Origin of the sequence: Pseudomonas sp. NPDC089428 (genome assembly GCF_044749325.1) — a bacterium.
Lineage (GTDB): Bacteria > Pseudomonadota > Gammaproteobacteria > Pseudomonadales > Pseudomonadaceae > Aquipseudomonas.
The window spans coordinates 170889-196331 of record NZ_JBIVHT010000003.1 but is presented as its reverse complement, the minus strand read 5'-3'; the positions used below and the strand labels follow the sequence as shown (position 1 = coordinate 196331).

The window sequence follows — 25443 nt, the reverse complement described above, 5'->3', positions numbered from 1 at the left end:
GCCAATGCCAACACAAGGCTTAACCTTTCACCGGCGCCACCGCCAACTCCACCCGCTCGCTCTTCTTGATCACGGCATACACCACCGCCGTCACCAGGCTCCCCGCCACAATCGCCAGCAGATACAACAGCGCATGGTTGATCGCATTGGGGATCAGCAGCACGAACAGCCCACCATGCGGCGCCATCAGCTTGCAGCCGAAGTACATCGATAGCGCACCGGTCAAGGCGCCACCGGCAATGCTCGCCGGGATCACCCGCAGCGGGTCCTTGGCAGCAAACGGGATAGCCCCTTCGGAAATGAAGCACAGCCCCAGCGCCAACGCCGCCTTGCCCGCCTCGCGCTCGCTCTGGGCGAACTTGCGCCGGGCCAGGAAGGTGGCGATGCCCAGCCCGATCGGCGGCACCATGCCGGCGGCCATGGTCGCCGCCATCGGTGCATAGCTGGAAGACGCCAGCAGCCCCACCGAGAAGGCATAGGCGGCCTTGTTGATCGGCCCGCCGAGGTCGACGCACATCATCCCGCCCAGCAGCAGCCCGAGCAGGATGGCGTTGGTGGTGCCCATGCTGTCGAGGAAATGCGTCAGCCCTTCGAGCATGGCCGCCACTGGCTGGCCGACCACGTAGATCATCACCAGGCCGGTGAACAGGCTGGCCAGCAGCGGGATGATCAGGATTGGCTTGAGCGCATCCAGGCTGCTCGGCAGGCGGGCCCAGCGGGCGATGGCCTTGGCGCTGTAGCCGGCGAGAAAGCCGGCGACGATGCCACCGATGAAACCGGCACCCAAGGTGCTGGCCAGCAGGCCCCCGATCATGCCCGGCGCCAACCCCGGTCGGTCAGCGATGGACCAGGCGATGTAACCCGCGAGCAGCGGCACCATCAACTTGAACGCCGCCTCACCCCCAATCTGCATCAGCGCGGCAGGCAGGGTACCCGGTTGCTTGTAGGCTTCGATGCCGAAGACGAACGACAGCGCGATCAGCAAACCACCGGCCACCACCATCGGCAACATGAACGAAACGCCGGTCAGCAAGTGCTTGTAGACGCCGCTTTTCTCAGCCTTGGCCGGCGCCGCCGAGGCAGCGTCCGCGGCATTCTCGACCTTGGCCCCGGCCAGGGCTTTTTCCAAGGTCGCACGCGCCTGCTTGAGGGCGATACCGGTGCCGCAGCGATAGATACGCTTGCCGGCAAAGCGTGCCGTCGGCACCTCGATGTCGGCGGCCAGCAGCACCACATCGGCCTCGGCAATGGCCTGGGCCGACAGTGGGTTGCGTGCACCGACCGAGCCCTGGGTCTCGACGGTGAGCTGGTAATCCAACTGTTGCGCCGCCTGTTGCAGGGCTTCGGCAGCCATGAAGGTATGCGCCACGCCCGTCGGGCAGGCGGTAACCGCAACAATGCGTACCGCCGCTGAAGGCACCGTGCCGAGCGCTTGGGCAGCCAGCACTTCGGCCTTGCCCGCCGCCTCGTCGAGGAAGCCCTCACGGTCGGCCAGGGCCTGCGCCGGTGTGCTCTGGTACACACGCTTGCCGGCGAAGCGCGCAAGGTCAACCGGGCCGGTACTGACCACCAGCACCCAATCGGCCTCGGCAATCTGCGCCGGCGTCAGCTGGCGCTCGGGATGTTCGGCATCCTGTACCTCGACACTGGTGCTCCAGCCGCGGCGCTGGGCGGCAGCTGCCAGCAGGCGGGCACTGAGCACGCTGGACACCTGCCCGTTGGGGCAGGCGGTGACAATGGCAATGTTCATCGGCAACCCTCTTGTTGTTCTGTCAGTTGCACGGCGGCTTCCAGGTGCGCCAGTTGCTCGCGGTCGCTGATGCCGAAGCCGACCTGGGTCACGGCCTGCGCCGCGATGGCCGTGGCGCGGCGCAAGGTCTGCTGTGGGCATTCCCCTGCCAGCAGGCCGTGGACCATACCGGCGACCAGCGAATCACCCGCGCCCACGGTACTGGCAACCCGCACCTGCGGCGGCCGTGCCTGTAGCGCCTGGCCGGCGGCAAACCAGCTGACACCCTGCTCGCCCGCCGAAACCACCACATGCTCGATACCACTGGCCAGCAGTTGCTCGGCAGCGGCGCGCTGCTCAGCGGCGGTCTGCACGACCAGGCCGAGCACTTCGCCCAGCTCTTCGGTATTGGGTTTGACCAGCCATGGCGCGCTCTGCAGCCCGGCACGCAACGCGTCGCCACTGCTGTCGAGGGCCACTTTCAGCCCTTGTGCCTGTAACTGCTCGAGCAACTGGCGGAACCACTCAGGGCTGATACCGCGCGGCAGGCTACCGGCCACGACCACCGCGTCGTGCCCTGGCGCCACCTGCGCCAGGCGGTGCAGCAACTCGGCGCGGGCGGCTTCGTCGACTTCCGGGCCCTGGCCGTTGATGTCGGTGACCCGGCCATCGGCCTCGACCAGCTTGAGGTTGCTGCGGGTTTCACCGGCCACCCGCACGAAGCAGTCGGCAAAACCGCGCCGGGCGATCAGTGCCTCGAACGGTTGCGGGTTGTCGCGGCCCAGAAAGCCCCCGACCGTAACGCTGTGGCCCAGGTCGGCGAGCACCTGGGCCACGTTCAGGCCTTTACCCGCCGCGTGACTTTGCTGGGCCTGGGCACGGTTGACGTGCCCCGGGCGCAAGGCATCGAGGCTGACGGTGATATCCAGCGCCGGGTTCAGGGTCAGGGTGAGGATCTTGGCCATCAGTAACGCTCCACCAGCGCGCGAACCGCCGCGGCGCTGTCCTGTTGCAAGGCCTCGCGCGCCAGGGCGCGGGCCGTTTGGTGATCAGCCTGGCGCACCAGGGCTTTGACTTCGGCAATGCTGCGGGCAGCCACGCTCAGCTCGTCCACATCCAGGCCCAGCAGCACGGCCACCGCCTGCGGGTCAGCGGCCAGTTCGCCACAAACACCGACCCACTTGCCCTCGGCGTGGGCGGCGCGCACGGTCATGTCGATCAGGCTCAGCACCGCCGGGTGCAGGCCGTCGGCCTGGGCGGAAAGGCTCGGGTGACCACGGTCGATGGCCAGGGTGTACTGGGTCAGGTCGTTGGTGCCGATGCTGAAGAAGTCCACTTCGCGGGCCAGTTGCGGCGCCAGCAGGGCGGCGGACGGCACTTCGACCATGATCCCGACTTGCAGGTCGGCGACCGGGATTTCCAGGCGCAGGCGCTCGACCATGGCCCGCGCCTCACGCCACTCGTGCACCTGCCCGACCATGGGGAACATGATGCGCAGGGGCCGCTGATCGGCGGCACGCAGCAAAGCACGCAGCTGGTCTTCCATGATCTGCGGGCGTTGCAGGGTCAGGCGCACGCCGCGCACGCCAAGGAACGGGTTTTCCTCGGCGGCGATCGGCCAGTACGGCAATGGCTTGTCGCCCCCCACATCGAGGGTGCGCACCACCAGTGGCCGGCCGCCGAGGCCATCGAGCACCCGGCGGTACTCCGCTTCCTGAGTAGAAACGTCGGGTGCCTGCGAATGGGCCATGAATATCAGCTCGGTGCGCAGCAGGCCAACGCCTTCGGCACCCTGCTCCACCACCTTGTCGATGCCGCTGCTCTCGCCGATGTTGGCGAACACTTCGATGGCATGGCCATCGCGGGTCACGGCCGGCTCATGGCGCTTGGCCCAGGCGGCTTGCAGGCGTTGTTCGCGCAGGTCGCGCTCGGCCAGTGCGCGTTGCAGTTCATCAGCCGGCGGTGCGACGCAGACCACGCCGCGCTGGCCGTCGAGCAGCAGTAGAGTGCCGGAATCGACCAGCAGCATCGCCGGGCCCACGCCGACCACCGCCGGGATGCCCAGGGCGCGGGCGACGATCGCGCTGTGCGCGGTGGCACCGCCGTGAGCGGTGACGATGCCGGCGACGCGGGCCGGGTCCAGGCGGGCGACATCGGAGGGGCCGACCTCGCCCATCACCAGTACGTAAGGTTGTTCAGGTTCGGCCTGGGCCTGCACGCCACACAACTGGGCCAACACCCGGCGGCCAATGTCGCGCAGGTCGGCAGCACGCTCGGCCAACAGCGCATCGTGCAGCGCTTCCTGCTGGCGCGCCGCTGCTTCGATCACCGCCATCCAGGCCGCTGCCGCACTTTCGCCCTGGGCCAGGCGTGCGTCGACATCGTCGCTCAGGGCGGGGTCGGCGAGCATTTCCTGGTGGGTGACGAAGATCTCGCCTATCGACTTGTCGCTGCGCTGCACCAGCGCCTGCAATTCACCATTGACGGCATCCAGCGCGCCACGCAGCTTCAGGCGCTCCTGGGCTGGCGACTCGCCGCGCAGTGGGTAGTCGATTTCGCGCTCGACACAGACATGCGCCGGCCCGCTGGCGATACCTGGGGATGCACTGACGCCCTGGATACGGCTGCCTGCAGCAGGCGCCTGAAGTACGTCGACTGCGCTGGCAACGGCCACTGCGGCCGTTTGCGCCAACGGCTCGACGTCTTCGCCCAGGCCCTGCTCAATGGCTGCCAACAGGACCGGCAAGGCATCGGCGGCAATCAACGGTTCTGCCATCAGTTCAAGTTCCTGGCCGCGTCGGGCGCCCAGGCTGAGCAGCTTGCTCAGGCTCTTGATCGACACCGCCGGCTGCGCGCTGTCGAGCACCCGCACGCGGATTTCGCCCTCGAAGCCCTTGGCCAGTTGCGCCAGGACCTTCGCCGGGCGGGCATGCAGCCCATGCGGGTTGGCCAGCACGACCCGCGCACTGGGCCAGTCTACCGGTGCCTCACCGCCCAGCACCTCCAGTACCGCGCGGCTGCTGGTGGCCTGGTAGAGCGTTTGCCCACGCCCTTCGATCAGCACTTCGCACAGGCGCTCGAGCAGCGCCTGGTGGGCCGCGCCGAGGCTGGCCAGGCAGAACAGGCCATTGAGCGGCTGGTCACGATAACGCAGGGGCTGCTGCGGGGTGATGAAGGCCAGGCCGGGCTGGCGCACCTGGCGCTCGCTGTGCAGCCACCACAGGCCCTCGCCCAGTGGCAGGGGGTCGGCCTGTTGCAGCACGGCCGCGAAGCCGCTGTCGACACAACCGGCGCGCTGCAGCAGGCGGGCACCGCGCCAGGCCAGTTCATCGAAATCTTCCGCCGGCAGGTTCAGGCCGACCAGCTGCGCGTCCAGCGCCAGCGCCTGGGGCGCACCTTGCAGCAACTTGAGCAACGCCTCGGCAGAGCTGGCCCGGCGCAGCGCCTCGGCCAGGTCGGTTTCGCCGAGGGCACGGGTCAGCAACTGCAGCAGGCGCAGGTGTTCATCGGAGCGTGCGGCAATGCCGATGGCCAGGTAGACGATCTGGCCATCGCCCCAGTCCACGCCTTCAGGGAACTGCAGCAGGCGCACCCCCGTGGCGAACACCAGCTCGCGGGTCTGCGGGGTGCCGTGCGGGATGGCGATGCCCTGGCCAAGGAATGTCGAGCCTTGCGCTTCGCGCGCCTGCAGGCCGTCAAGATAACCTTCGGCAACCAGGCCGTCGGCTACCAGCTGATCCGCCAGCAGGCTTAGCGCCTCGGCCTTGTTGGCGGCCTTCTGGCCCATGGCTATCTGCTCTTTGGCAAGCTCGAGCATGACCTTCTCCTTTTGCAGCCCCAGCTTGGTTTTGATGCCGGGTACTGAGGTATTGTTGTGATATTCACAGAATCAGCCAGTTCGACAGCCTTGCATGGGCGGCGGCCGAGGCAGAAAAATTAATAGCTGAAACGTTTAATCTGACCAAGCGGCCACGTTACTCGATAATCTCCTGATGAAAAAGCCCCATCCTGTCGGACAATTGCGACAATGGTCGCCTGCGCGTGGCGGCCAACCCGGGTCAAACTACCCGGTCCTGGTTCCGTAGCCAGTCCCGGTAATAACAAGGAAAATTCGGTGAAACTCAGCGATATCGCCCGTCTGGCCGGTGTGTCAGTGACCACTGCCAGTTATGTCATCAATGGCAAGGCCGAACAGCAGCGCATCAGCAACAGCACTGTCGAGCGCGTGCGCGCGGTGGTCGAGGCCCATGGCTTCACGCCCAACCCGCAAGCAGCTGGCCTGCGCAGCCGGCATACCCGTACCTTGGGCTTCATTCTCCCGGATCTGGAGAACCCCAGCTATGCCCGCATCGCCAAACAGCTTGAGCAAGGCGCCCGCGCCCGTGGCTACCAGCTGCTGATTGCCAGCAGCGACGACCAGCCCGACAGTGAGCGCCAACTGCAGCAGCTGTTCCGCGCCCGCCGTTGCGATGCGCTGTTCGTGGCCAGTTGCCTGCCGCCAGAGGACGACAGCTACCGTGAGCTGCAGGACAAAGGCTTGCCGGTAATCGCCATCGATCGGCGCCTGAACCCGGCCCACTTCTGTTCGGTGATCAGCGATGACCGCGATGCCAGCCGTCAGCTGGCCGAGAGCCTGCTGGCGACTGCCCCGCGCAGCATCGCGCTGATCGGCGCTCGCCAGGAACTGTCGGTGAGCCAGGCCCGTGCCGGTGGTTTCGACGAAGCCATGCAAGGTTTCGAAGGTGTGGTGCGTCGCTATCAGGGCGAGGCCTTCAGCCGTGAATGCGGCCAACGCCTGATGCAACAATTGATCGAAGAACACGGCGGCCTGCCGGATGCCCTGGTGACCACCTCCTATGTGCTGCTGCAAGGTGTGTTCGATACCTTGCAGGCTCGCCCGGCCGATTCGCGTCAGCTGCAGCTGGGCACGTTCGGTGACAACCAACTGCTCGACTTCCTGCCGCTGCCGGTCAACGCCATGGCCCAACAGCACGGCCTGATCGCCGCCACCGCGCTGGAGCTGGCCCTGGCCGCGATCGAGGAAAAACGCTACGAACCTGGCGTGCACGCCATTGGCCGCACCTTCAAGCAACGCATCACAGCAGCCTGAACATGCGCCTGATCGACACCCACACGCACCTGGACTTCCCCGACTTCGATGCCGACCGCCCGCGCCTGCTGGCCAACGCAGCGGCGCGCGGGGTGGAGCGCATGGTGGTGCTGGGGGTGTACCAGGCGAATTTCCAGCGGGTGTGGGACCTGGCCTGCGCGCAACGCAGCGTGCATGCGGCACTGGGGCTGCACCCGATCTACCTGGAGCAGCACCGGCCGGAGCACTTGACGCAGCTGCGCGAATGGCTGGAGCGCCTGCACGGCGACCCAAGGCTGTGCGCCGTCGGCGAGTTCGGCCTGGACTACTACCTCGAAGCACTGGACAAGGAACGCCAGCAGACGCTGTTCGAAGCCCAGTTGCAGATGGCCTGTGACTTCGGGCTGCCTGCCCTGTTGCATGTGCGTCGCAGCCATGCCCAGGTGATTGCCACGCTCAAGCGCTACAAGCCGGCGCGCGCGGGGGTGATCCATGCCTTTGCCGGCAGTTACGAAGAGGCGCGCGAGTACATCAAGCTGGGCTTTCGGCTTGGCCTGGGTGGCGCAGCGACCTGGCCGCAGGCGCTACGCCTGCGCAAGACCCTCCCGCGCCTGCCGCTGGACAGCATCGTGCTGGAGACCGATTCGCCGGACATGGCCCCGGCGATGTATGCCGGCGAGCGCAACAGCCCGGAGCATCTGCCGGAGATTGCCGAGGCGTTGGCCGAGCTGATGGGCATTGAGCCTGAAGCACTGGCTGAGGCCAGCAGTCGCAATGCCTGTGAGCTGTTTGGCTGGTAGTACCGGCCTCTTCGCGGGTGAACCCGCTCCCACAGGTATTGCACAGAGACCGAGTGTTGCGCAGTCTCTGTGCGAGCGGGTTCACCCGCGAATGGGCCAATACAGACAAACTCAAGAGCCGGCCTTAAACCCTGAACGCCCCGATCAGGCGTTTCAGCTCCACCACCTGCGTCGACAGCACCCGGCTGGCATCCTCGGCCTGGCAAGCCCCTTGGGTGGTGTCCTGCGCCGCCCGGTTGATCGCGACGATGTTGCGATCGATGTCATGGGCCACCGCCGTCTGCTGCTCGACCGCCGCCGCAATCTGCTGGTTCTGCTCGACGATGCCACCCACTGCCCCCAGGATATTGCCCAGTGCCTGCTGCACCTGGCGTGCTTCATCGACCGTACCCGCCGCCATCTGATGGCTGCTGCCCATCGCCTGCACCGCCGCAGCCACACCCTCACGCAGGCGCTGGATCATCAGCGCGATCTGCTCAGTGGAGTCCTGGGTACGCCGGGCCAGGGTGCGCACTTCATCAGCCACCACGGCAAACCCACGCCCTTGCTCACCGGCCCTGGCAGCTTCGATGGCCGCATTCAACGCCAGTAGATTGGTCTGCTCGGCAATGCTGCGAATAACCTCCAGCACCTGACCGATTGCCTGGCTGTCGTCAGCCAGCCGATTGATTGCCAGCACGGTCTGGTCGATTTCCTCGGCAAGGCGGCCGATGCTGTCTTGCTGGCTCTCCACCAACGTGCGGCCATTGGCGCTTTCACGATTGACCTGCTGTGCCCCGTTGGCGGCCAGCGCGGCACTGCGTGCCACCTCCTGCGAAGTGGCGCTCATCTGGTTCATCGCCGTGGCCACCTGCTCTATCTGTTCACGCTGGCCACTGACCGCCTGATTGCTCCGCGCCGACACCGCCAGCACCTGCCCGGCCTGCTCTTCGACGGCCACCACGGTGCGCCCGACCTGGTCGATCAGGCCGCGGATACGACGCACGGTTTCACTGAAGCCCTGACCCAACTCACCCAGTTCATCGCGGCTGTGGGCCTGGAAGCTGACCGTCATGTCACCGGCAGCCACTTTGTCCATGGCACAGCCCAGCCGGCGCAAGGTGGCCCGGGTCGATACATAGAAGCCGCCATACAAGTACAGGATCAGCACGAAGACACCGGCCAGCACCGCGCCCAGGGCGAGCATGCGCACGCGCTGCTCAGCCAGGCGCTGTTGCAGCTGCCCCTGCAGGTCCGCAAGCAAGGCATCGTTGAAACGATAGGTCTGCGCCATCAGTTCGCTGACCTGCTGATAGAACGCTGGCCAAGGGGCATCGAGCGTTTCCGCCACCACTACCTGCTCTTCGAACAACGACGCGGCCTGCCTGACCGTCGCCTGGCTGCTTGCTGCCGCGCCCGCCAAGCTGGCCTTGGCAGTCCGCTCCGTGGCGAGGGCATCATCCAGCCGCAAGGCATAGTCGGCGCCAAGGCGATCGAGGCGTTGCAGCAGGTCTTCGAAACGGGCACTGCCAGAAGAGTCGATGAACCCCCGCCCCAGGGCAATGGCGCCCATGGCCCGGCCCTCACCCAGGGCCTGGGTGACCTGCGCCGTGGCGCCCCCCAGCAGTTCGCTCAACTGACGCACCGAAGCCTGGCTGTCCTGGCTCAGGCCAGACTGGCTGACCACCTGCTTGGCCAGCATCTGCGCCTGGGACAGCAGCTTGTCGAACAGTGCGGCCTTGTTCTGCAGCGACGATTCAGCCCGGGCACTGGCAAATGCCCCAGCCAATTCTTCGAGCTTGCCTTGAGGTACCGCCGCATCCCCTTGCAGCCTGTGCAACTGCGCCTGGACCTTGTCCTGCAATGCAGCGATTCGTGCCTCCAGGTCCCCGGCCTGGCCCGACTGGCCAAGCACGGCATTGATCTGCAAGAGGTTGCCCAGCGCCTCCAGGTCGGCGCGCAGGCTCAGGCTGTCAGCCAGCGGCGCCATGCCCTGCAACTCGGCGCGGGTGGCCTGGAACTGCTGGTAGGCATCACGCACCAGATAAAAGCTGGTGGCCAACATGGGCAGGAAGAACAGGACGCTGATGAGGCTGAACTTCTGGCCGAAGCTCAGCCGATTCATCAATGCGATGGCCGGGTAGAGCAGACGCTTCACGGGGCACCTCCATGGATTCTTGTTGTTCTGCAGAGATAGCACTAGGCCACCTGTATAACGCAGATCGAATCGGAGGTTTGTAACTTAAGGTTAACCGCTGCCCGCGAATGCCTCTGTAGGAGCGACCGCAGCTGACTATACGAGGACTGTCCACAGGGCAAACCCTGCGTACCACAGCACCGCACAACGCAGCAGGAGCTCCCACAGGCTGTCCAGTCTCCCCAGCCCGCGCTGGGGGTCTTCTTCCTCGGGGATGTCATCGGCAACGCGCCCGACCCTGGCCACCAGGTGCCCGGCACTGATGTGCCAGTTGAGCAGCTCGTGCAGCATCACCCGCGTCACCGCGACGAAATTGCCGACCAGCGCGAAGCTCAGGGCCAGCACCCGCACCGGCAGCCAGTCCATGATGTGCCGCAGCTGCTCGGCACGGGCCTTGAGCGCAGGCTGACGGCTATGCTCGGCGGTCAGTGCCAGCAAGCGGTATGCCAGCGCCGCGCCGGGGCCGAGCACGAAGTACCAGAAGATCACCGCGAAGAAGCTCTGGTAGGCCTGCCACAACAGGTAACCCTGCACCCGCACCAGCAGGCTGTGTGGCTCGTCGGCCGCCAAGCCCAGGTCGCGCTCGGCCACATGCAGTGCAGCCTGGTCATCGCCACGCCGCCAGGCATCGCGAAATGGCCCCAGGGAAGCCTTGGCATCGCCGCGCCCCAGGCTGTAGATCAGCACCAGCAAGTGCAGCGGCAAGGCCAGCAAGCCGTAGGCAACCGGGTCCAGCACGTGCAGCAACAGCACCAGCACCGCCACCGGCGCCAGCACCAGGATCGCCAGCGTCCACCAGGGGTGGACCTTGCCGCTGCGCTCCAGGCGCACCAGTTCGCCCAGGAAGAAAGCGTCTCGTTGAACTTGATGGCGCAGCGCAGAGAACTTCTCTACCCACAGCGCCAGTAACAGCACCAGAAAACTCATGCGTTGTCCTCGTTGTACCCCATGGCCTTGCGGTAGCGCGCCCAGTCGAACGCCGGGCCGGGGTCGGTCTTGCGCACCGGGGCAATGTCGCTGTGGCCCTGGATACGCTCAAGGCCGATCACCGGCCAGGCGGCCTGGATTTGCCGGGTCAGTTGCTCCAGCACGGTGTACTGGGCATCGGTATAGGGCAGATCGTCGGTGCCTTCCAGCTCGATGCCGATGGAAAAGTCGTTGCAGCCCTCACGCCCGTCGAAACTCGACACGCCGGCATGCCAGGCACGGTCGAGCAACGAGACGAACTGGGTCACTGCACCGTCGCGTTCGACGAACAAGTGCGCCGAAACGGTCAGGTGGCTGATGCTGGCAAAGTAAGGGTGTTCGTTCGGGTCAAGGCGGTTCTGGAAGAACTGCTGGACCTTGCCGCTGCCGAAGCACGCCGGCGGCAGGCTGATGTTGTGGATCACCAGCAGGGAAATCGCCTCACCCTCCGGGCGGGCGTTGAAGTTCGGCGAGGGGCAGTGGGTGATTCCGTTTCCGTGGAACCAGCCAGTGGCACGGTCCAATTGCATGGGGCAGATCCTGAAAAGCACCGGTACAGAGCTGCAGTATGCCTTGGGCGTGGGGCGCTGTGCATGTGAATGATTGTAATGCCGCCAGCTCACTGCACCTGCTGCTGGCGCAGGCCTTGGAGCACGGTTTCCAGTGCCCGCTCGAACAGCAGGCCGTCATCCAGCAATCGCGCCGCGCCACGGCGCAAGGCCTGGGCCAGGCTGACCGTGTTCCATTCGCGCACCTTCATTCCGGTACGGTTGGCGAACACCAGCCGGTCGCTGCTGTCGATGCGCGCGACCAGCTTGCAACGCAGCGGCTCGTCATCATCGAGCATTTCGACCCAGGCACCGATACGCAGGCGCTTTACCAGGCGCAGCTCTGCCGCTTGCTCATCGAGTTGATGCAGCGGCGCGCAGGCGGACTCGTCGGCGACGGCCAGTACGATATCCTCGGCCACCAGGACTTCGGCCAGTGCATCGCTGCCAGCAGGCAGTGTGCCCTGTGCACACGCGCGCAGGTGCAGCTGCTCCAGCTGCTGGAAGAATCCACGGCTTGCCGCCGAGTCCAGCGCCACGCTGGCCAGGCCGTCACGCAGGGCCTTGAGCAGGCCTGGCACTTGTTGCAGCAAAACCTGCGGCGATTGATGCGGGGCAATGCTGGCGAGCAAGGTATCCATGGTCGCCAGCGCTTGCTGCCAGGCCTGGGACGCTTCGCCCTGCTTGAGCCAGGCCAGCAACAGCACCTGGCTCCAGGACTGCACGAGCATGTGCACGACCCCTTGCGGCAGCGTGCGACCGCGCAGGCGCTGGTTGAGCGCCTGCTGCACCTGCTGGCGGGCCTGCAAGGCACGGGCACGGCCTTCTTCGGCATCGCGCGTACGTTGTTCCAGCAGTTCGTTGCGCCGGCGCTCGTCCTGGCTGAAGGCGAGGAAATCCTCCAGCAACTCGGCGAACAGCGTGGCGTCTTCGGTGAAATCATTGAGCAGGCGCTGGACGATGCGCTCCACGCGCAGATGCAGGCTGTCGCGCAGGCCTTCGCTGCCGGTTTCCCAGCCGATCGCGGCAGCGGCGATCTCGTTGAGCAGGCGCCGCGCCGGGTGGCTGGCACGGCTGAACAGGCTTTTGTCCAGCAGCGCCACCTTGAGCAGCGGTATATGCAGGCGAACGATCAGTGCGCGCAGACTCAGCGGCAGGTTGTCGTCGGCTGCGATGTAAGCGAACAGCAGGTCGACCAGGTTGATCATGTCCTCGTCGGCGCATGCGATGCGCCGGCGGGTACCGCTGCGCACGCTGACCCGCAGCAGCAGCTGTTCAAGCTGCTGGCCCAGGTCGAAGTCGTCATCGTCGATCGTGGCCGGCACATAGTGCTGCAGGTGCGATAGCAGGCGCAGCAAGTCGGCGGTGCTGATCGGCTGGGCGCTGGCGGCAGCTTGCAGGCGCGGGGCGATGCGGCCTCGGCACGGCGATAGCAGGCCTTCGAGTGAACGCATGAAGGCATGCCCGGCGCTGTCTGCGCCCATGGCATCAGGCTCGAGGTTGGCCGACACTCGCCGCGAACTCAGGCGGCGGTCCTCGGCGCGCCGACGCGGTGCCGGCTGCAGTTCCGGCATCACGCCAGCAGCGGCCAGCAACTGGTTGGCTTCAGCATAAAGCACGTCGATATCACGCAGCACATAACGCTCGAACAGCTTCAGCAGGATCAGCTTGACCCGCAAGCCCACGCCCAGATTGCGCCCGGCATCGAGGAAATAGCCACACAGCGCAGCAGGCCCGAACGGGTTCTGCTGTTCGTCGAAGCTGCGCCCGAGCAGGCATTGCAAGCGCTGGCCCAGTTGCTCAAGGGCGACGCCATCACGCGACAGCACCCGGGCAACCATGCCGTCGACAGCAGCGGCACGCTCCATTTGTGCCTTGTTAGTCGCCCCCAGCCGGCCCAGCGGGTCGAACTGGCCGATCCGGGCGAACGTGTCGTAGAAGATGTCGAGAAAACCGCGTTCGATGTGCTTGCGCTTCAGGCGCAGGTCACGCATGGCCTCGAAATACAAGTTCTGGTCGAAGCGGTCAGCCGCCCGGTCGGCCATTTCGAACAGCGTATCGTCGGCATTGTCGAACAGCGCCTGCAGGCCCTGGCGCAGTTGCAGGGCGGCCTTGTCACGCACTTGCAGGAGCAACACCGGAAGGCAAGGTAAAGGCGTACGTGCGCCTCGATCGATGGCGGCCGCCAGGGGCACCACCTTGCCTTCTTTATGCATCCCGGACTCCTTGCTGGGTGACGTATTCGATAGGGCGAGAAATCGTCAAAGCTATGACGCCAAATGTTAGACGCCATTATCGGTAAAAATGGCTACAGCTGCCAGTACTCTTCACTGGCGGGTAAATGACTGTGTTTTCGGCAAAATGCTCATCTGGCCTGACCAATGGTCGCCTGCCAGGCAGTTGTACACGGCGCCGTCCCCCTGCCCTATAATCGCCGGCATCTAGCTTGTGGAGCCGACCATGCCGAACCTACGCCTTGCCGACCTGACCGCCGAGATCGAAGCCAATGTGCGCCGCGCACTGCTGGAGGACATCGGCAGTGGCGACATCACCGCGCAGCTGATCCCGGCCGAGCGCCTGGCCAAGGCCACCATCATCACCCGCGAAGACTGCGTGATTGCCGGCACCGCCTGGGTCGATGCCGTGTTCCGTCAGCTCGACCCACGCGTGGCCGTGCACTGGCAGGTGGCCGATGGCGAGCGCGCCACTGCCAATCAGCCGCTGTTCCACCTCGAAGGCCCGGCGCGTTCGCTGCTCAGCGGTGAGCGCAGCGCACTTAACTTCCTGCAGATGCTGTCGGGCGTGGCCACCCGTGCGCGCTTCCTCGCCGACCTGGTCGAAGGCACCCAGGTGCAACTGCTCGACACCCGCAAGACCCTGCCTGGGCTGCGCCTGGCGCAGAAGTACGCGGTCACCTGCGGCGGTTGCCACAATCACCGCATCGGCCTGTATGACGCCTTCCTGATCAAGGAAAACCACATCGCCGCCAGCGGTGGCGTGGCCGAGGCAGTGGCGGCGGCGCACCGCATTGCCCCCGGCAAACCGGTGGAAATCGAAGTGGAAAGCCTGGATGAACTGCGCCAGGCGCTGAATGCTGGCGCCGACATCATCATGCTCGACGAGCTGACCCTGGATGAAATGCGCGAAGCGGTGCGTATCACCGCTGGCAAGGCCAAACTGGAAGCCAGCGGCGGGGTCAACGAAACTACCCTGCGGGTGATTGCCGAGACCGGCGTCGACTACATCTCGATCGGCGCGATGACCAAGGATGTGAAGGCCGTGGACCTGTCGATGCGACTGAGCCTGTGAGCGAATCGCAGGCATGAAAAAACCGGCCAGATGGCCGGTTTTTTTGTGGGGGCGCTTTGCGCCCCTTTCGCCGGCAAGCGCGGCTCCCACAAGGGACTGCATAACCCCTGTAGAAGCCGCGCTTGCCGGCGAGGGGCCGCAAAGCGGCCCCAGCAATGTCAGCTTAGAACGAGGCGTTGGCCAGGCCGTCCAGGTAACGCTCGACGTCCAGGGCTGCCATGCAGCCGGCACCGGCGGAAGTGATGGCCTGACGGTAAACGTGGTCAGCCACGTCGCCAGCGGCGAACACACCTTCGACGTTGGTGGCGGTGGCGTTGCCTTCACGGCCGCCGGCGACCACCAGGTAGCCGTCCTTGAGGGTCAGCTGGCCTTCGAACAGCGAGGTGTTCGGGGTGTGACCGATGGCGATGAACACGCCGTCGACCTTGATTTCGTCGCTGCTGCCGTCGTTGTTCTTCAGGCGCGCACCGGTCACGCCCATGTTGTCACCCAGCACTTCGTCCAGGGTGGCGTTGAGCTTGAGCTCGATCTTGCCTTCGGCGACACGTGCGTTGAGCTTGTCGACCAGGATCTTCTCGGCGCGGAAGGTCTCGCGGCGGTGCACCAGGGTCACCTTGCTGGCGATGTTGGCCAGGTACAGTGCTTCTTCCACGGCAGTGTTGCCGCCGCCGACCACGGCGACCGGCTTGTTGCGGTAGAAGAAACCGTCGCAGGTGGCGCAGGCCGATACACCCTTGCCCATGAACGCTTCTTCCGACGGCAGGCCCAGGTAACGGGCGCTGGCGCCAGTGGCAATGATCAGCGCGTCGCAGGTGTACTTGCCGCTGTCACCCTGCAGGGTGAACGGCTTGTTGGCCAGGTCGACGGCATTGATGTGGTCGAAGACGATCTCGGTCTCGAAACGCTCGGCATGTTCCTGCATGCGCTGCATCAGGGCCGGGCCGGTCAGGCCGTGGGGGTCGCCCGGCCAGTTGTCGACTTCGGTGGTGGTGGTCAGCTGGCCACCCGCCTGCATGCCGGTGATCAGCAGTGGCTTGAGGTTGGCGCGGGCGGCGTAGACCGCAGCGCTGTAACCGGCGGGGCCGGAACCGAGGATGATGACGCGCGAATGACGTACTTCAGACATGTCGAACTCCTGTCGAGCGGGCCGCAGCGGCCGCCAGCTGGAAATTAAAAAGGACCCACGCAGCACTTGGGGAAGGCTACAACGCGCAGGCCCAGAAAGCGGAAAGTTGAGCGCACTGTAGCGAGGTGGCAGAGATTAAGGAAATATCCTTCGACAATCCACCTCATAGGCATCCTCTATCTGCGAATTTCACCCGGGCGAACGGCCCTGGCGCATTTGTTACAGCCGGTTTCTTCATGTGCGCCTGCCTTTCGTCGGCGCGGCAAACTCGGTAAGGTCAGCGCGTTTTCCCTTCTCTGCGGAGTGTCCCGATGCAAGCCCCTGTCCTCTCCGGCCCCCAGTACCTGCGCGAAGGCCTGAAACTGGTGCTGAGCCCCAACCTGCGGATGTTCGTGCTGTTGCCGCTGGCGATCAACCTGCTGCTGTTCGGCGGCCTGATCTACTTCGCCGGCCACGAGTTCAGCCTGTGGCTCGACGCGCTGATGCCGACCCTGCCCAGCTGGTTGAGCTTCCTTTCCTACATTCTGTGGCCACTGTTCGTCGCCTTGCTGGTGCTGATGGTGTTCTTCACCTTCACCCTGGTGGCCAACGTCATCGCCGCGCCGTTCAATGGTTTTCTCGCGGAAAAGGTCGAGGTGGTCGTTCGTGGTGAAGACCCGTTCCCGGCATTCAGCTGGGGCGAGTTGATGGCCATGGTGCCGCGCACCTTCGGCCGCGAGATGCGCAAGCTCGGCTACTTCCTGCCGCGGGCGATTGGCCTGTTCATTCTGTCGCTGATCCCGGTGGTCAACGTCGTCGCCGCGCCGTTGTGGCTGATCTTCGGCGTGTGGATGATGGCCATCCAGTACATCGACTACCCGGCGGACAACAACAAGATGAGCTGGCAGGACATGCTTGCCTGGTTGCGCAGCAAGCGCTGGCAGTCGCTGGGCTTTGGCGGCATCACCTACCTGGCGTTGCTGATTCCTGGCGTCAACGTGCTGATGATGCCGGCGGCGGTGGCGGGGGCTACGTTGTTCTGGGTGCGCGAGCGGAACTGATTGAGCGAGGGGCTGCCGGGCAGCCACTTACGCAGCGTGTTTTATTAAAAATCGGAGAAGCTGTAGGGTTTAAGAGGTGACAACTGAGAGAGCAGTATCAAATGTTCTACTGCACTTACCTTTTGTAGATTATCGAGCTTGCTTAACCCACCAAACGCTAGCGCAGGAACAAAGCCGTACATCTCATCACACCCAAGGACACCTAAACGTTCCTTTGCAGGCGCGAAGAACTCCCCAAAATCATTGGATTCTCGCTCCATCAAAAGAAAGAAACCCTCTACCTCCTTATCCATATTATTCGCATCAAGTTCACCAGCCGAACCGCAATAGTTTGAAGTATGGGCTACGATATTTAATGAAAATCCGGAATTTTCACCATACAGGTAGAGGTCACCAAAAGCGCCACGGGCAATGATGTGATAGGTATCCCGCCCTTCTAGCGGAGTGCCCTCTATGAATGAGGCAGCCACGCCCTCGTAATCTTGAGGATTGACGGTCCAAAATATCCCATCACCATATCCGCACCAGCCGTGCTCGGCCCAGTATCCTAACAGTTTTTCCGGCAACTTACCTCTGTAGCGCTCAATGCTGGAGGGAGGTACCTCCTGCCTGAACACCGGCTCGCCCATTTCCTCTATGAAAAGTGAGTAAACGTCGTCCATTCTTGTGCTCCTCAGTTTATTAGCACTTATGCAATCTAACATTCAAAAAGCCTGAGACACCGTCCTCTTTGGACTGCTTTTTGACTGATTGTATTAGCTCACCTACCCTGCTTTTCCACTGGGGACCTATAGTGGAATTTACTTGCCTATCACCGAAGTCAGAAATGACATCCCTGCCACCGGCGATTAAATCTGGATTGTGCAGCGCAGCAAGAGAGGACATAGTTTCCTTCGCCTGTTTCGCTGAGAGTTTTTTTGCTTCAACTTGGCTCATATCCTTAGATAGCTCGTCATAAGCTCTTCTCCTCAGATCATCATACAATTTCCTTCTTGCATTTCTCGCAACCTTCGGATCACGCTCCTTGGGATTTACAACATTCTCCAAAAATTCTTCAACTGTGAGCCGGTTCAATCCATCCTGCTGCCCTTTTAATTGACGCTCAAACTCTCCATGCTTCGACGCTGGCAAATTGTCCGCCTTGAAACACGCCACCGTATGCAACGGCATGCTACCGGGCTTGCCCGTGGAAGGCTCCTTGTCTTTCCCCGCTGGCCGGTTCGGCTGCGCAGGCTGCGGCTCACTCACCGCGCCTTTGCGCCGCTCCGGCACCTGCAGGTCCGGCCGTTTCTTCAAGGCCTCCTCATGCTTGAGCATCCATTGCCCAATCCGTGCGCCTTTCTTGCTGGCGGCCATTTCCTGAGCCAACACACCCGCATTGCCACCACCGCGGGTGAGGTAGGACACCATGGCGCCCAACAGCAGCATCACGACTTCCACATGCCCGGTGGCAATGAAATGCGCGGCCTGATTGATGGCGAACGGGTTGTCCTGGCTGAACGCGTTCAGCCCTTGTTCACCGCGTGGGCCCTCCCAGGCGATGCCGATGCCGTCCAGGTAGCACTCGCCAATGCGCGGCAAGCCGTCGACGAAGAACTCGGCGAGGGAGGCGATGCCCAGCACACCGAGGATCCAGCCGCTGACCTTGAAGCCGATGGCGGTACCTGCAACCCCGCCGGGAAATGCACCGACGCCGCCGGCGAAGGCACCAATGCCGGCACCGAGCAGGCCGCCAGTGAGGGCGCTGCCGGCGACGATCATCGCCATCTGCTCGGCGACGCCGAGCAGGTCGTTGAGGATGCTTTTGATGTCGAGGTCGGCGAAGCGCTGGCGCAGCAGTTCGCCCGCTACCCATTCGGCCTTGTTGAAAGCGCGCCGCACGCTGTCGACACGGCGCAGGTTGAGGGCCAGTGACGGTACTTCTTCGTTGAGGTAGGTACGGAAATGGGCGCCTCCCTGATAGCCCATTTCATCGGTGATGCGTGACTCGATATCGTGCCAGGTGGGCACGATGTGCCAGAGCAGCATGAGGCGTCTCCCTGCCAGTTTTGTGCAGGGGAATCACATCATGGGGTGCGGGTAGGACGTTCCTGAGTCAGTTGTAGGAAAAGTCGATTCGATGCTGGTGGGGACGTTGGGGGTTGGGTTGATGCTGCGAGGGGTACGGCTGGAGGGATTTGGCGCCCTTGAGATCGAGCGCCGCCCGCGCGGCGCATCGCGGATGAATCCGCTCCTACATTTGTTGCAACGTGACCATGCCTGTGAGGCCATGGTTGTCAGCCTCGCTGGCCCGACGGGGTATCGAGGTGTGCATTGATGCTGCTTCACATCACTTGAGACATGCACCAAGGCGGGCAACCATGGCGTAACAGGTTCGGCACGTTGCAACAAATGTAGGAGCGGATTCATCCGCGATGCGCCGCGCGGGCGGCGCTCGATCTCACAGGCGCTAGATAACCTAAGCCATGATCAATGGCTCAGCTGGCGGAAAAACTGCCCCACCGGTATCCGCCGTCAGCGCCAACCCCCGGTTCGGCCTGGCGCTTGCTGGTATCGATGTTGTCCACTGCCGCCTGGTCCAGTTGTTCGTTCTGCTGCGCCACCTTGGCAATCGCCTCGGTGGCCTTGCGGCGCTGCTGCCGGTTTCCAGGGAGGTGTGGCAGGTGCGGGTCAGGTCGCTGGAATGTACTGATGGTGCGGTGTGCTATGGGCACGAGCCCTCGTGGTAAATAGATAGGGCCTGGCCAGGACTTGTCCGGTTTCCAATGCGTTCAAGGCCGCAATGTAGCGACCTCTTCCCTGGAGATCGAATATGGAATTCACAGACGTCAAATCGAAAGACTTCATTGAACTGGCAGGCATCCCCGACCATCTTCACGGCACCACTATCGCCGAGCAGCGGGTTAAGTGGCGGCTGCGCGAGGCGCTGGAGGCCAAGGATATCCATGAGCCGATCGAGCGTTTGCACTACACCACCTGGGACTCGGACAGTGGGTCGGTCAACTACAGCAAGCCCCTGATCGAGTTGCTGGTCGATGCAGTGCTCAACAGTGAAACGCCCACCATAGGGCCGGCTGGAGGCATCTTCGGTGCGCGTGGGGTGAATGGGGAAGAGCATCATATCAACGTCGATCTGGCGGCCGTCCACGATGCCGTCTCGACCGTCTACCGGCACATCAAGCAAACCGAACAGGCCGATTGACCAATACCCACCGGGAAGGGCCAGCCTGCGCCCTTCCCGTCATGCCCCCGGGGCTGCCATCAGTGGCTTAGCTGGCTGGAAAACTGCCCCACCGCATCCACCACTTTCTTCGCCCCTTCCTGGATCTCGACGATCACCCCACCGGTATCCGCCGCCAGCGCCAACCCCTGCTCTGCCTGGCGCTTGCTTGTATCGATGATGTCCACCGCCGCCTGGGCCAGCTGTTCGTTCTGCTGTACTACCTTGGCAATCTCCTCGGTGGCACTGCTGGTACGCGAGGCCAACTGCCGCACTTCGTCAGCGACCACGGCGAAACCACGGCCCTGTTCACCGGCACGGGCGGCCTCGATGGCGGCGTTGAGCGCCAGCAGGTTGGTCTGCCCGGCAATGTCGCTGATGGTCTTGATGATTGCGCCAATCACCTTGGACTGCTTGTCCAGCGCCTGGATACCCTCGGCAGCGTCCTGCATCGAGCCTTCCAGGCCACGCATCACGTCCACGGTCTGGGTCACGACTTCGGTGGCCTTGCGGGCGCTGCTGTCGGTTTCCAGGGAGGTGTTGTAAGCGATGTCGGCGGCTTGCGCCACGGCCTGTTCCTGATTGACCTGCTCAGTGATCACGGTGGCGAACTTGACCACCTTGTACAGCACGTCATGGGCATCGAAGATCGGGTTGTAGGAAGCCTCCAGCCAGATCGTGCGGCCATGGGCATCGATCCGCTTGAAACGGTCGGCCACATACTCGCCACGGCGCAGCTTCTCCCAGAAGGCCTGGTAACCCGCCGAGTTGGCTTCCTCAGGTTCGCAGAACAGGCGGTGATGCTTGCCACGCACCTGTTCCAGGCTGTAGCCCACCGTCTGCAGGAAGCGGTCGTTGGCGGTCAGCACCTCGCCGTCGAGGTTGAACTCGATCACGGCGGTGGAACGCATCAGTGCCTTGATCAGACTCTCGTGCTCACGGGACGCTTCGATGGTGCGGGTCAGGTCGCTGGAGTGCATGGAGAAATGCCTGATCCGACCGTCAGCGCTCTTCACCGGCTGCAGGATTGAGCGCAGCCAGGCTTCCTGGCCGTTGCCGCGCAGCAGACGGAAGGCGCCGTTGAGGTGCTCCCCACGGGTGATGGCGTTTTTCATGCGCTGGTAGAAATCGAGCTTCTTGACGTGTGCCGGCACGATGTCTTCGATGTTGCGGCCAATCAGTTGCTCGGCGCGGTAGAGCATTTCACTCTCGAAGTTGCCGTTGACCTGCTCGATACGCCCCTGGGGGTCGAGCTGCAGCACCAGCATCTCGCTGTCGAGGCTGCTCTTGACCTGCTCGATGGCCATCAGCTCTTCGCGCAGTTGCTGGATTTCTTTCTTGAGCTTGCTGTTGAACATCACCGCACTCCCGGAGCGCATCAAACCGATTCGGATGCATCTTCATCGGCTGCACCGCGTGCCGCTTGAGCACCCTGAAAAGAAATATTCACAACGCCGAAACTGCCAGCAATCAGGCATCACCTGAGCGTCACCAGACTGTCATGTGAGCGCAACGCAGCAGGTGGACACTTTTTGTCATGAATACACCTGCCCTACGTATATCGCTCGTCAGCGAAACCTTCCCACCCGAGATAAACGGCGTGGCCAACACCCTTGGCCGCCTCAGCGAAGGTTTGCGAGAGCGTGGCCATCAGGTGGAGATCGTTCGCCCACGACAGGCCAACGAGATACCGGCGGACGATGACCAGGGTCTGTTGCTCTGCCGAGGCTGGGCACTGCCCGGCTATCCCGGCCTGCAGTGGGGCGAGGTATCGATGCACAAGCTGTTGCGCCGCTGGCGCAGGCAGCGCCCGGACGTGCTGTACATCGCCACCGAAGGGCCATTGGGCCTCAGTGCCCTGCGCGCCGCGCGGCGCCTGGGGGTTGCCGTGGTCAGCGGCTTTCATACCAATTTCCCGCAATACTCTGGCCAATACGGCCTCGGCCTGTTGGCGCGCCTGCTGACCCATTACCTGCGCTGGTTCCATCGTCGCACCGCCGCCACCCTGGTGCCCAGCGCCAGCCAGCGCCTGGAACTGGAGCGACGCGGGTTCGAGCGCCTGGCCCTGATGGCCCGTGGCGTCGATGCCAGCCTGTTCAACCCGGCCCGGCGCAGCCAGGCCTTACGCGAAAACTGGGGGCTCGGCGCCGATGACATCGCCGTGCTGCACGTCGGGCGCCTGGCCGCGGAGAAGAATCTGACGCTGCTGCAGCCCTGCCTGCAAGCCTTGCAGAAAGCTTATCCACAGCGGCACATACGACTGATCGTGGTGGGTGACGGCCCGCTGCGGGCAGCGCTCGCGCAGCTGATGCCAGATGCAGTGTTCTGCGGCGCCCAGCGCGGCGAAGCACTGGCCGAGCACTATGCCAGCGGCGACCTGTTCCTGTTCCCGAGCCTGACTGAAACCTTCGGCAACGTGGTGCTCGAAGCCATGGCCTCTGGCTTGGCCGTGGTCGCCTACGATGAAGCGGCCGCGGCCCAGCATATCCGCCATGGCCACAGCGGCGCGCTGGCCATGCCTGGCGATCAGTGCGCGTTCATCGATGCCGCCTGCTGGCTGCTGGAAGAAAATGAAACCCTGCGCCGGGTCCGCCTCAACGCCCGCCAGCATGCCAGCCGCCAAGGCTGGCCGGCGATCGTCGAGCAGTTCGAATCGCACCTGTTCAACGCCTGCCACCCGGCGCCAGCCAGCACCCGGCCGGCTGGCGCCGCACTGGCGATCAAGCCAGGGTCGTCAACGCCTCGCGGCTGAACGGCAGCACATCCGCTTCACGCCCCTCACGCACCTTCTGCGCCCATTCGGCATCAACCAGCAGTGCGCGGCCCACCGCCACCAGGTCGAACTCTTCATCGCCCAGACGGCGCAGCAAGCCTTCCAGGCTGGCGGGCTTGGCCACTTTGTCGGTAGCGACCATGAACTGCAGGAACTCGCCATCGAGCCCCACGCTACCGACGGTGATGGTTGGCTTGCCGGTGAGCGTGCGGGTCCAGCCGGCCAGGTTGAGCTCGGAACCTTCGAACTCTGGCTCCCAGAAGCGCCGGGTCGAGCAGTGGAAGATATCCACACCCGCTGCCGACAGCGGCTCAAGGAACGCGGCCAATGCTTCTGGCGTTTCGACCAGGCGCGCGCTGTAGTCCTGCTGCTTCCACTGCGAGAAGCGGAAGATGATCGGGAAGTCCGGCCCCACGGCTGCGCGCACGGCCTGGATCAGCTCGATGGCGAAGCGCGAGCGGCCGGCCAGGTCACCGCCATACTCGTCATTGCGGCGGTTGCTGGCGCCCCAGAAGAACTGGTCGATCAGGTAGCCGTGGGCGCCATGGATCTCCACGCCGTCCATGCCGATGGCCTTGGCGTCGCGGGCCGCCTGGGCGAAGGCGGCGATCACGTCGCGGATATCGTCATGGGTCATGCCATGCACCAGCACCTGGCCGTCCTTGACCTTCTCGCTCGGCCCATAGCCCGGCACGCTGGCGTCCGGTTCGGTGCCCAGGCGGCGCACCGTGCCCACATGCCACAGCTGCGGCACGATACGGCCACCTTCGGCATGCACTGCATCGACCACCTGCTTCCAGCCGGCCAAGGCATCTTCACCATGGAAGCGCGGCACATTGGGGTAGCCGTTGGCGGCCTTGTGCCCGACCGTGGTGCCCTCGGTGATGATCAACCCCACGCCTGCTGCTGCACGGCGGCGGTAGTACTCGACCACGCCGGCGTGCGGCACGCCACCGGGGCAGAAGGTACGGGTCATGGGCGCCATGACGACGCGGGTCGGCAGCTCGAGCGCGCCGAGGGTGAAGGGCTGGAACAGGGGGTTGCTGGACATGGGGCGCTTCCGTCTGAAGGAGGAAATGCGCCTGAGGTTAGGGGCAGCGCGGGCCTGGGCCCAGCATTATTGATTTGAGTGATTCGCAGGTATCGAGGTGGAAGACTGTGGGAGCGGGTTTACCTGCGAATGCGTCGGTATGGCCACTGCAGCATTCGCGGGTAAACCCGCTCCCACAGGTTACGCAGTCAGGTCAGCGCTCTCTCGATTGCCTGTACCACGGTCGGGTCGTCCGGCGCGGTACGCGGGGCGAAGCGCGCCAGCACCCGGCCGTCCTTGCCCACCAGGAACTTCTCGAAGTTCCAGGTGATGTCACCGGGGAACTCCGCCCCCTCGCCCGCCAGCAGACGGTACAGCTGGTGACGGTCATGGCCATTGACTTCGAGCTTGGCACTCAGCGGGAAGCTCACGCCGTAGTTGCGGCTGCAAAAATCCTGGATTTCCTTTTCGCTGCCAGGCTCCTGGCCGGCGAACTGGTTGCAGGGCAGGCCCAGCACATTGAAGCCCTTGCCCTTGAACTGCTGCTGGAGCTTTTCCAATGAGGCGTATTGAGGCGTCAGGCCACACTTGGAGGCGACATTGACCACCAGCACCACCTGGCCCTTGAACGGTGCCAGGGGCAGGTCCTCGCCGTTCAGCGCTTTCAACGTCAGGTCGTGAAATGCACTCATGATGAATCCCCTCTCAGGTTCCCGGTTGCCGCTGGGGGCAAATTGCGCCCACTAAAAAGGCGCTCTTCCAAGCCGCGCACCTCCCGCTGGGGAGGCATGCCGGCTTGTCCGAGCGCCTGGCGACTTTCTGAGCTTAGCGCAGAAAATCAGTGGTGATGGCCACCTTCACCGTGGATGTGACGGTGAGCGATTTCTTCTTCGCTGGCGTCACGCACGTCGACAACCTTGACCTTGAAGTTCAGGCGCTGGCCAGCCAGTGGGTGGTTGCCGTCGACAGTGATGTCGTCGCCGTCGATATCGCGGATGGTGACGATCTGCATCTGGCCGTCCGGCGCAGAGGCGTGGAACTGCATGCCGACTTCCAGTTGGTCAACGCCTTCGAACAGGCTGCGGTTCAGGGTGCTGACCAGTTCGGCCAGGTATTCGCCGTAAGCATCTTCCGGCTCGATGGCAACTTCCAGCTCGTCACCGGCCTGCTTGCCTTCCAGGGCTTTTTCCAGGCCTGGGATGATGTTGGCGGCACCGTGCAGGTAAACCAGCGGCGCGCCACCGGCGGAGCTGTCGATGGTCTCCCCGGCGTCGTTGGTCAGGGTATAGTCGATGGAGACAGCCTTGTTGGCGGCGATCAGCATGGGGCAAGACCTTTTGCAAAAGTATGTAGAGCGGACAAGTGTAACCAAGGCATCGCCCGATTGCGACCGCAGCGCGGACGAGGGGCGACCCATCAGTCGGATCACCGGCTTCCACCAGGACGAAGAAGGCCACTGGGTGGTCGAGCTGTCCTGCGGCCACACCCAGCACCTGCGCCACCAGCCACCGTGGCAGGCTCGCCCGTGGGTGCTCGACGCCGGGCAGCGCGCCGGGCACATCGGCCAGCCTTTCGCTTGCGGCTGGTGCGCACAAGGGGCCGATAGCGCTACCCTTGGCCGTTGATTCCTTGCACCG

Annotated in this window: 21 protein-coding genes and 1 pseudogene; 7 read left to right on the top strand and 15 right to left on the bottom strand. The window is 64.0% G+C overall.

Translation table 11 applies throughout. From position 1 onward, the window contains the following. Nucleotides 1-19: 19 nt before the first annotated feature. Genes ACIPZ5_RS07270 through ptsP form a run of 3 tightly spaced genes read right to left on the bottom strand, consistent with a single transcriptional unit; the run spans nt 20 to nt 5546 of the window. Entirely contained in the window at nt 20-1750 is a 1731-nt protein-coding gene (locus ACIPZ5_RS07270) for a PTS fructose-like transporter subunit IIB (RefSeq protein WP_400807532.1), read from the bottom strand. Next, complete coding sequence (gene pfkB / locus ACIPZ5_RS07265) at nt 1747-2694, bottom strand: 1-phosphofructokinase (RefSeq protein ID WP_343595580.1); 948 nt, start codon at nt 2692-2694, stop codon at nt 1747-1749. The genes ACIPZ5_RS07270 and pfkB overlap by 4 nt, the downstream gene beginning before the upstream one ends. Beyond that, complete coding sequence (gene ptsP / locus ACIPZ5_RS07260; protein WP_400807529.1) at nt 2694-5546, bottom strand: phosphoenolpyruvate--protein phosphotransferase; 2853 nt, start codon at nt 5544-5546, stop codon at nt 2694-2696. The genes pfkB and ptsP overlap by 1 nt, the downstream gene beginning before the upstream one ends. Nucleotides 5547-5843: 297 nt before the next feature. Between ptsP and cra the strand changes: the two genes are divergently transcribed. Further along, nucleotides 5844-6839 (top strand): catabolite repressor/activator, encoded by a 996-nt coding sequence (cra, locus tag ACIPZ5_RS07255; protein WP_343595584.1) that lies wholly within the window; start codon nt 5844-5846, stop codon nt 6837-6839. Nucleotides 6840-6841: 2 nt separating this feature from the next. Then, nucleotides 6842-7618: a TatD family hydrolase gene (locus ACIPZ5_RS07250; protein ID WP_343595586.1), complete on the top strand. Its 777-nt coding sequence runs from the start codon at nt 6842-6844 to the stop codon at nt 7616-7618. A gap of 124 nt (nt 7619-7742) precedes the next feature. On the opposite strand, the gene ACIPZ5_RS07245 is transcribed toward ACIPZ5_RS07250, so the two are convergent. From ACIPZ5_RS07245 to ACIPZ5_RS07230, 4 genes are all read right to left on the bottom strand, one after another. Then, nucleotides 7743-8447 carry a methyl-accepting chemotaxis protein gene (locus tag ACIPZ5_RS07245; protein WP_400807862.1) on the bottom strand — a complete coding sequence of 235 codons (705 nt, stop codon included), beginning with the start codon at nt 8445-8447 and terminating at the stop codon, nt 7743-7745. Nucleotides 8448-9890: 1443 nt separating this feature from the next. Further along, on the bottom strand, nt 9891-10721 hold the full coding sequence (gene ampE / locus ACIPZ5_RS07240; protein ID WP_343595590.1) for a regulatory signaling modulator protein AmpE: 831 nt from the start codon (nt 10719-10721) through the stop codon (nt 9891-9893). Next, nucleotides 10718-11290: a 1,6-anhydro-N-acetylmuramyl-L-alanine amidase AmpD gene (gene ampD / locus ACIPZ5_RS07235; protein ID WP_343595592.1), complete on the bottom strand. Its 573-nt coding sequence runs from the start codon at nt 11288-11290 to the stop codon at nt 10718-10720. Before ampD ends, ampE begins: the two co-directional genes overlap by 4 nt. A gap of 89 nt (nt 11291-11379) precedes the next feature. Then, the gene (locus ACIPZ5_RS07230; protein WP_400807524.1) at nt 11380-13524 is read right to left on the bottom strand and encodes a DUF1631 domain-containing protein; all 2145 of its coding nucleotides are present in this window, start codon (nt 13522-13524) and stop codon (nt 11380-11382) included. 244 nt (nt 13525-13768) lie between these two features. Between ACIPZ5_RS07230 and nadC the strand changes: the two genes are divergently transcribed. Continuing rightward, nucleotides 13769-14617, top strand: coding sequence for a carboxylating nicotinate-nucleotide diphosphorylase (gene nadC, locus ACIPZ5_RS07225; protein ID WP_152956585.1), 849 nt, complete (start codon nt 13769-13771; stop codon nt 14615-14617). Nucleotides 14618-14780: 163 nt separating this feature from the next. On the opposite strand, the gene trxB is transcribed toward nadC, so the two are convergent. Then, nucleotides 14781-15743, bottom strand: coding sequence for a thioredoxin-disulfide reductase (gene trxB, locus ACIPZ5_RS07220; protein WP_085673809.1), 963 nt, complete (start codon nt 15741-15743; stop codon nt 14781-14783). A gap of 311 nt (nt 15744-16054) precedes the next feature. On the opposite strand from trxB, the gene cysZ reads away from it, so the two are divergent. Then, nucleotides 16055-16783 carry a sulfate transporter CysZ gene (gene cysZ / locus ACIPZ5_RS07215; protein WP_085673811.1) on the top strand — a complete coding sequence of 243 codons (729 nt, stop codon included), beginning with the start codon at nt 16055-16057 and terminating at the stop codon, nt 16781-16783. 44 nt (nt 16784-16827) lie between these two features. Here the strand turns inward: cysZ and ACIPZ5_RS07210 are convergent, their stop codons facing one another. The 3 genes and pseudogenes from ACIPZ5_RS07210 to ACIPZ5_RS07200 form a co-directional block, all read right to left on the bottom strand. Further along, on the bottom strand, nt 16828-17445 hold the full coding sequence (locus ACIPZ5_RS07210) for a GAD-like domain-containing protein (RefSeq protein WP_343595602.1): 618 nt from the start codon (nt 17443-17445) through the stop codon (nt 16828-16830). 19 nt (nt 17446-17464) lie between these two features. After that, nucleotides 17465-18811: a DUF6861 domain-containing protein gene (locus ACIPZ5_RS07205; protein WP_400807521.1), complete on the bottom strand. Its 1347-nt coding sequence runs from the start codon at nt 18809-18811 to the stop codon at nt 17465-17467. A gap of 463 nt (nt 18812-19274) precedes the next feature. Then, nucleotides 19275-19407 (bottom strand): annotated as a pseudogene (locus ACIPZ5_RS07200) (chemotaxis protein); the annotation flags it as partial. A 188-nt stretch (nt 19408-19595) separates the two neighbouring features. On the opposite strand from ACIPZ5_RS07200, the gene ACIPZ5_RS07195 reads away from it, so the two are divergent. Beyond that, complete coding sequence (locus ACIPZ5_RS07195) at nt 19596-19985, top strand: hypothetical protein (RefSeq protein ID WP_343595608.1); 390 nt, start codon at nt 19596-19598, stop codon at nt 19983-19985. Nucleotides 19986-20044: 59 nt separating this feature from the next. Here the strand turns inward: ACIPZ5_RS07195 and ACIPZ5_RS07190 are convergent, their stop codons facing one another. Beyond that, a complete protein-coding gene (locus ACIPZ5_RS07190) occupies nt 20045-21361 on the bottom strand; it encodes a methyl-accepting chemotaxis protein (RefSeq protein ID WP_400807518.1) in 1317 nt (438 codons plus the stop codon). A gap of 179 nt (nt 21362-21540) precedes the next feature. Here ACIPZ5_RS07190 and ACIPZ5_RS07185 point away from each other — a divergent pair, with 179 nt between their 5' ends. Next, complete coding sequence (locus ACIPZ5_RS07185) at nt 21541-22755, top strand: glycosyltransferase family 1 protein (protein ID WP_343595612.1); 1215 nt, start codon at nt 21541-21543, stop codon at nt 22753-22755. Here the strand turns inward: ACIPZ5_RS07185 and ACIPZ5_RS07180 are convergent. From ACIPZ5_RS07180 to ACIPZ5_RS07170, 3 genes are all read right to left on the bottom strand, one after another. Next, nucleotides 22724-23827 carry an NADH:flavin oxidoreductase gene (locus ACIPZ5_RS07180; protein WP_343595614.1) on the bottom strand — a complete coding sequence of 368 codons (1104 nt, stop codon included), beginning with the start codon at nt 23825-23827 and terminating at the stop codon, nt 22724-22726. The genes ACIPZ5_RS07185 and ACIPZ5_RS07180 overlap by 32 nt on opposite strands. Nucleotides 23828-24015: 188 nt before the next feature. Beyond that, nucleotides 24016-24498, bottom strand: coding sequence for a glutathione peroxidase (locus tag ACIPZ5_RS07175; protein WP_261942698.1), 483 nt, complete (start codon nt 24496-24498; stop codon nt 24016-24018). A 146-nt stretch (nt 24499-24644) separates the two neighbouring features. After that, the gene (locus ACIPZ5_RS07170; protein WP_027918346.1) at nt 24645-25130 is read right to left on the bottom strand and encodes a peptidylprolyl isomerase; all 486 of its coding nucleotides are present in this window, start codon (nt 25128-25130) and stop codon (nt 24645-24647) included. Between ACIPZ5_RS07170 and ACIPZ5_RS07165 the strand changes: the two genes are divergently transcribed. Further along, nucleotides 25129-25431 carry a DUF3565 domain-containing protein gene (locus ACIPZ5_RS07165; RefSeq protein WP_400807514.1) on the top strand — a complete coding sequence of 101 codons (303 nt, stop codon included), beginning with the start codon at nt 25129-25131 and terminating at the stop codon, nt 25429-25431. The two genes, ACIPZ5_RS07170 and ACIPZ5_RS07165, sit on opposite strands and share 2 nt — an antisense overlap. Nucleotides 25432-25443 lie beyond the last annotated feature (12 nt).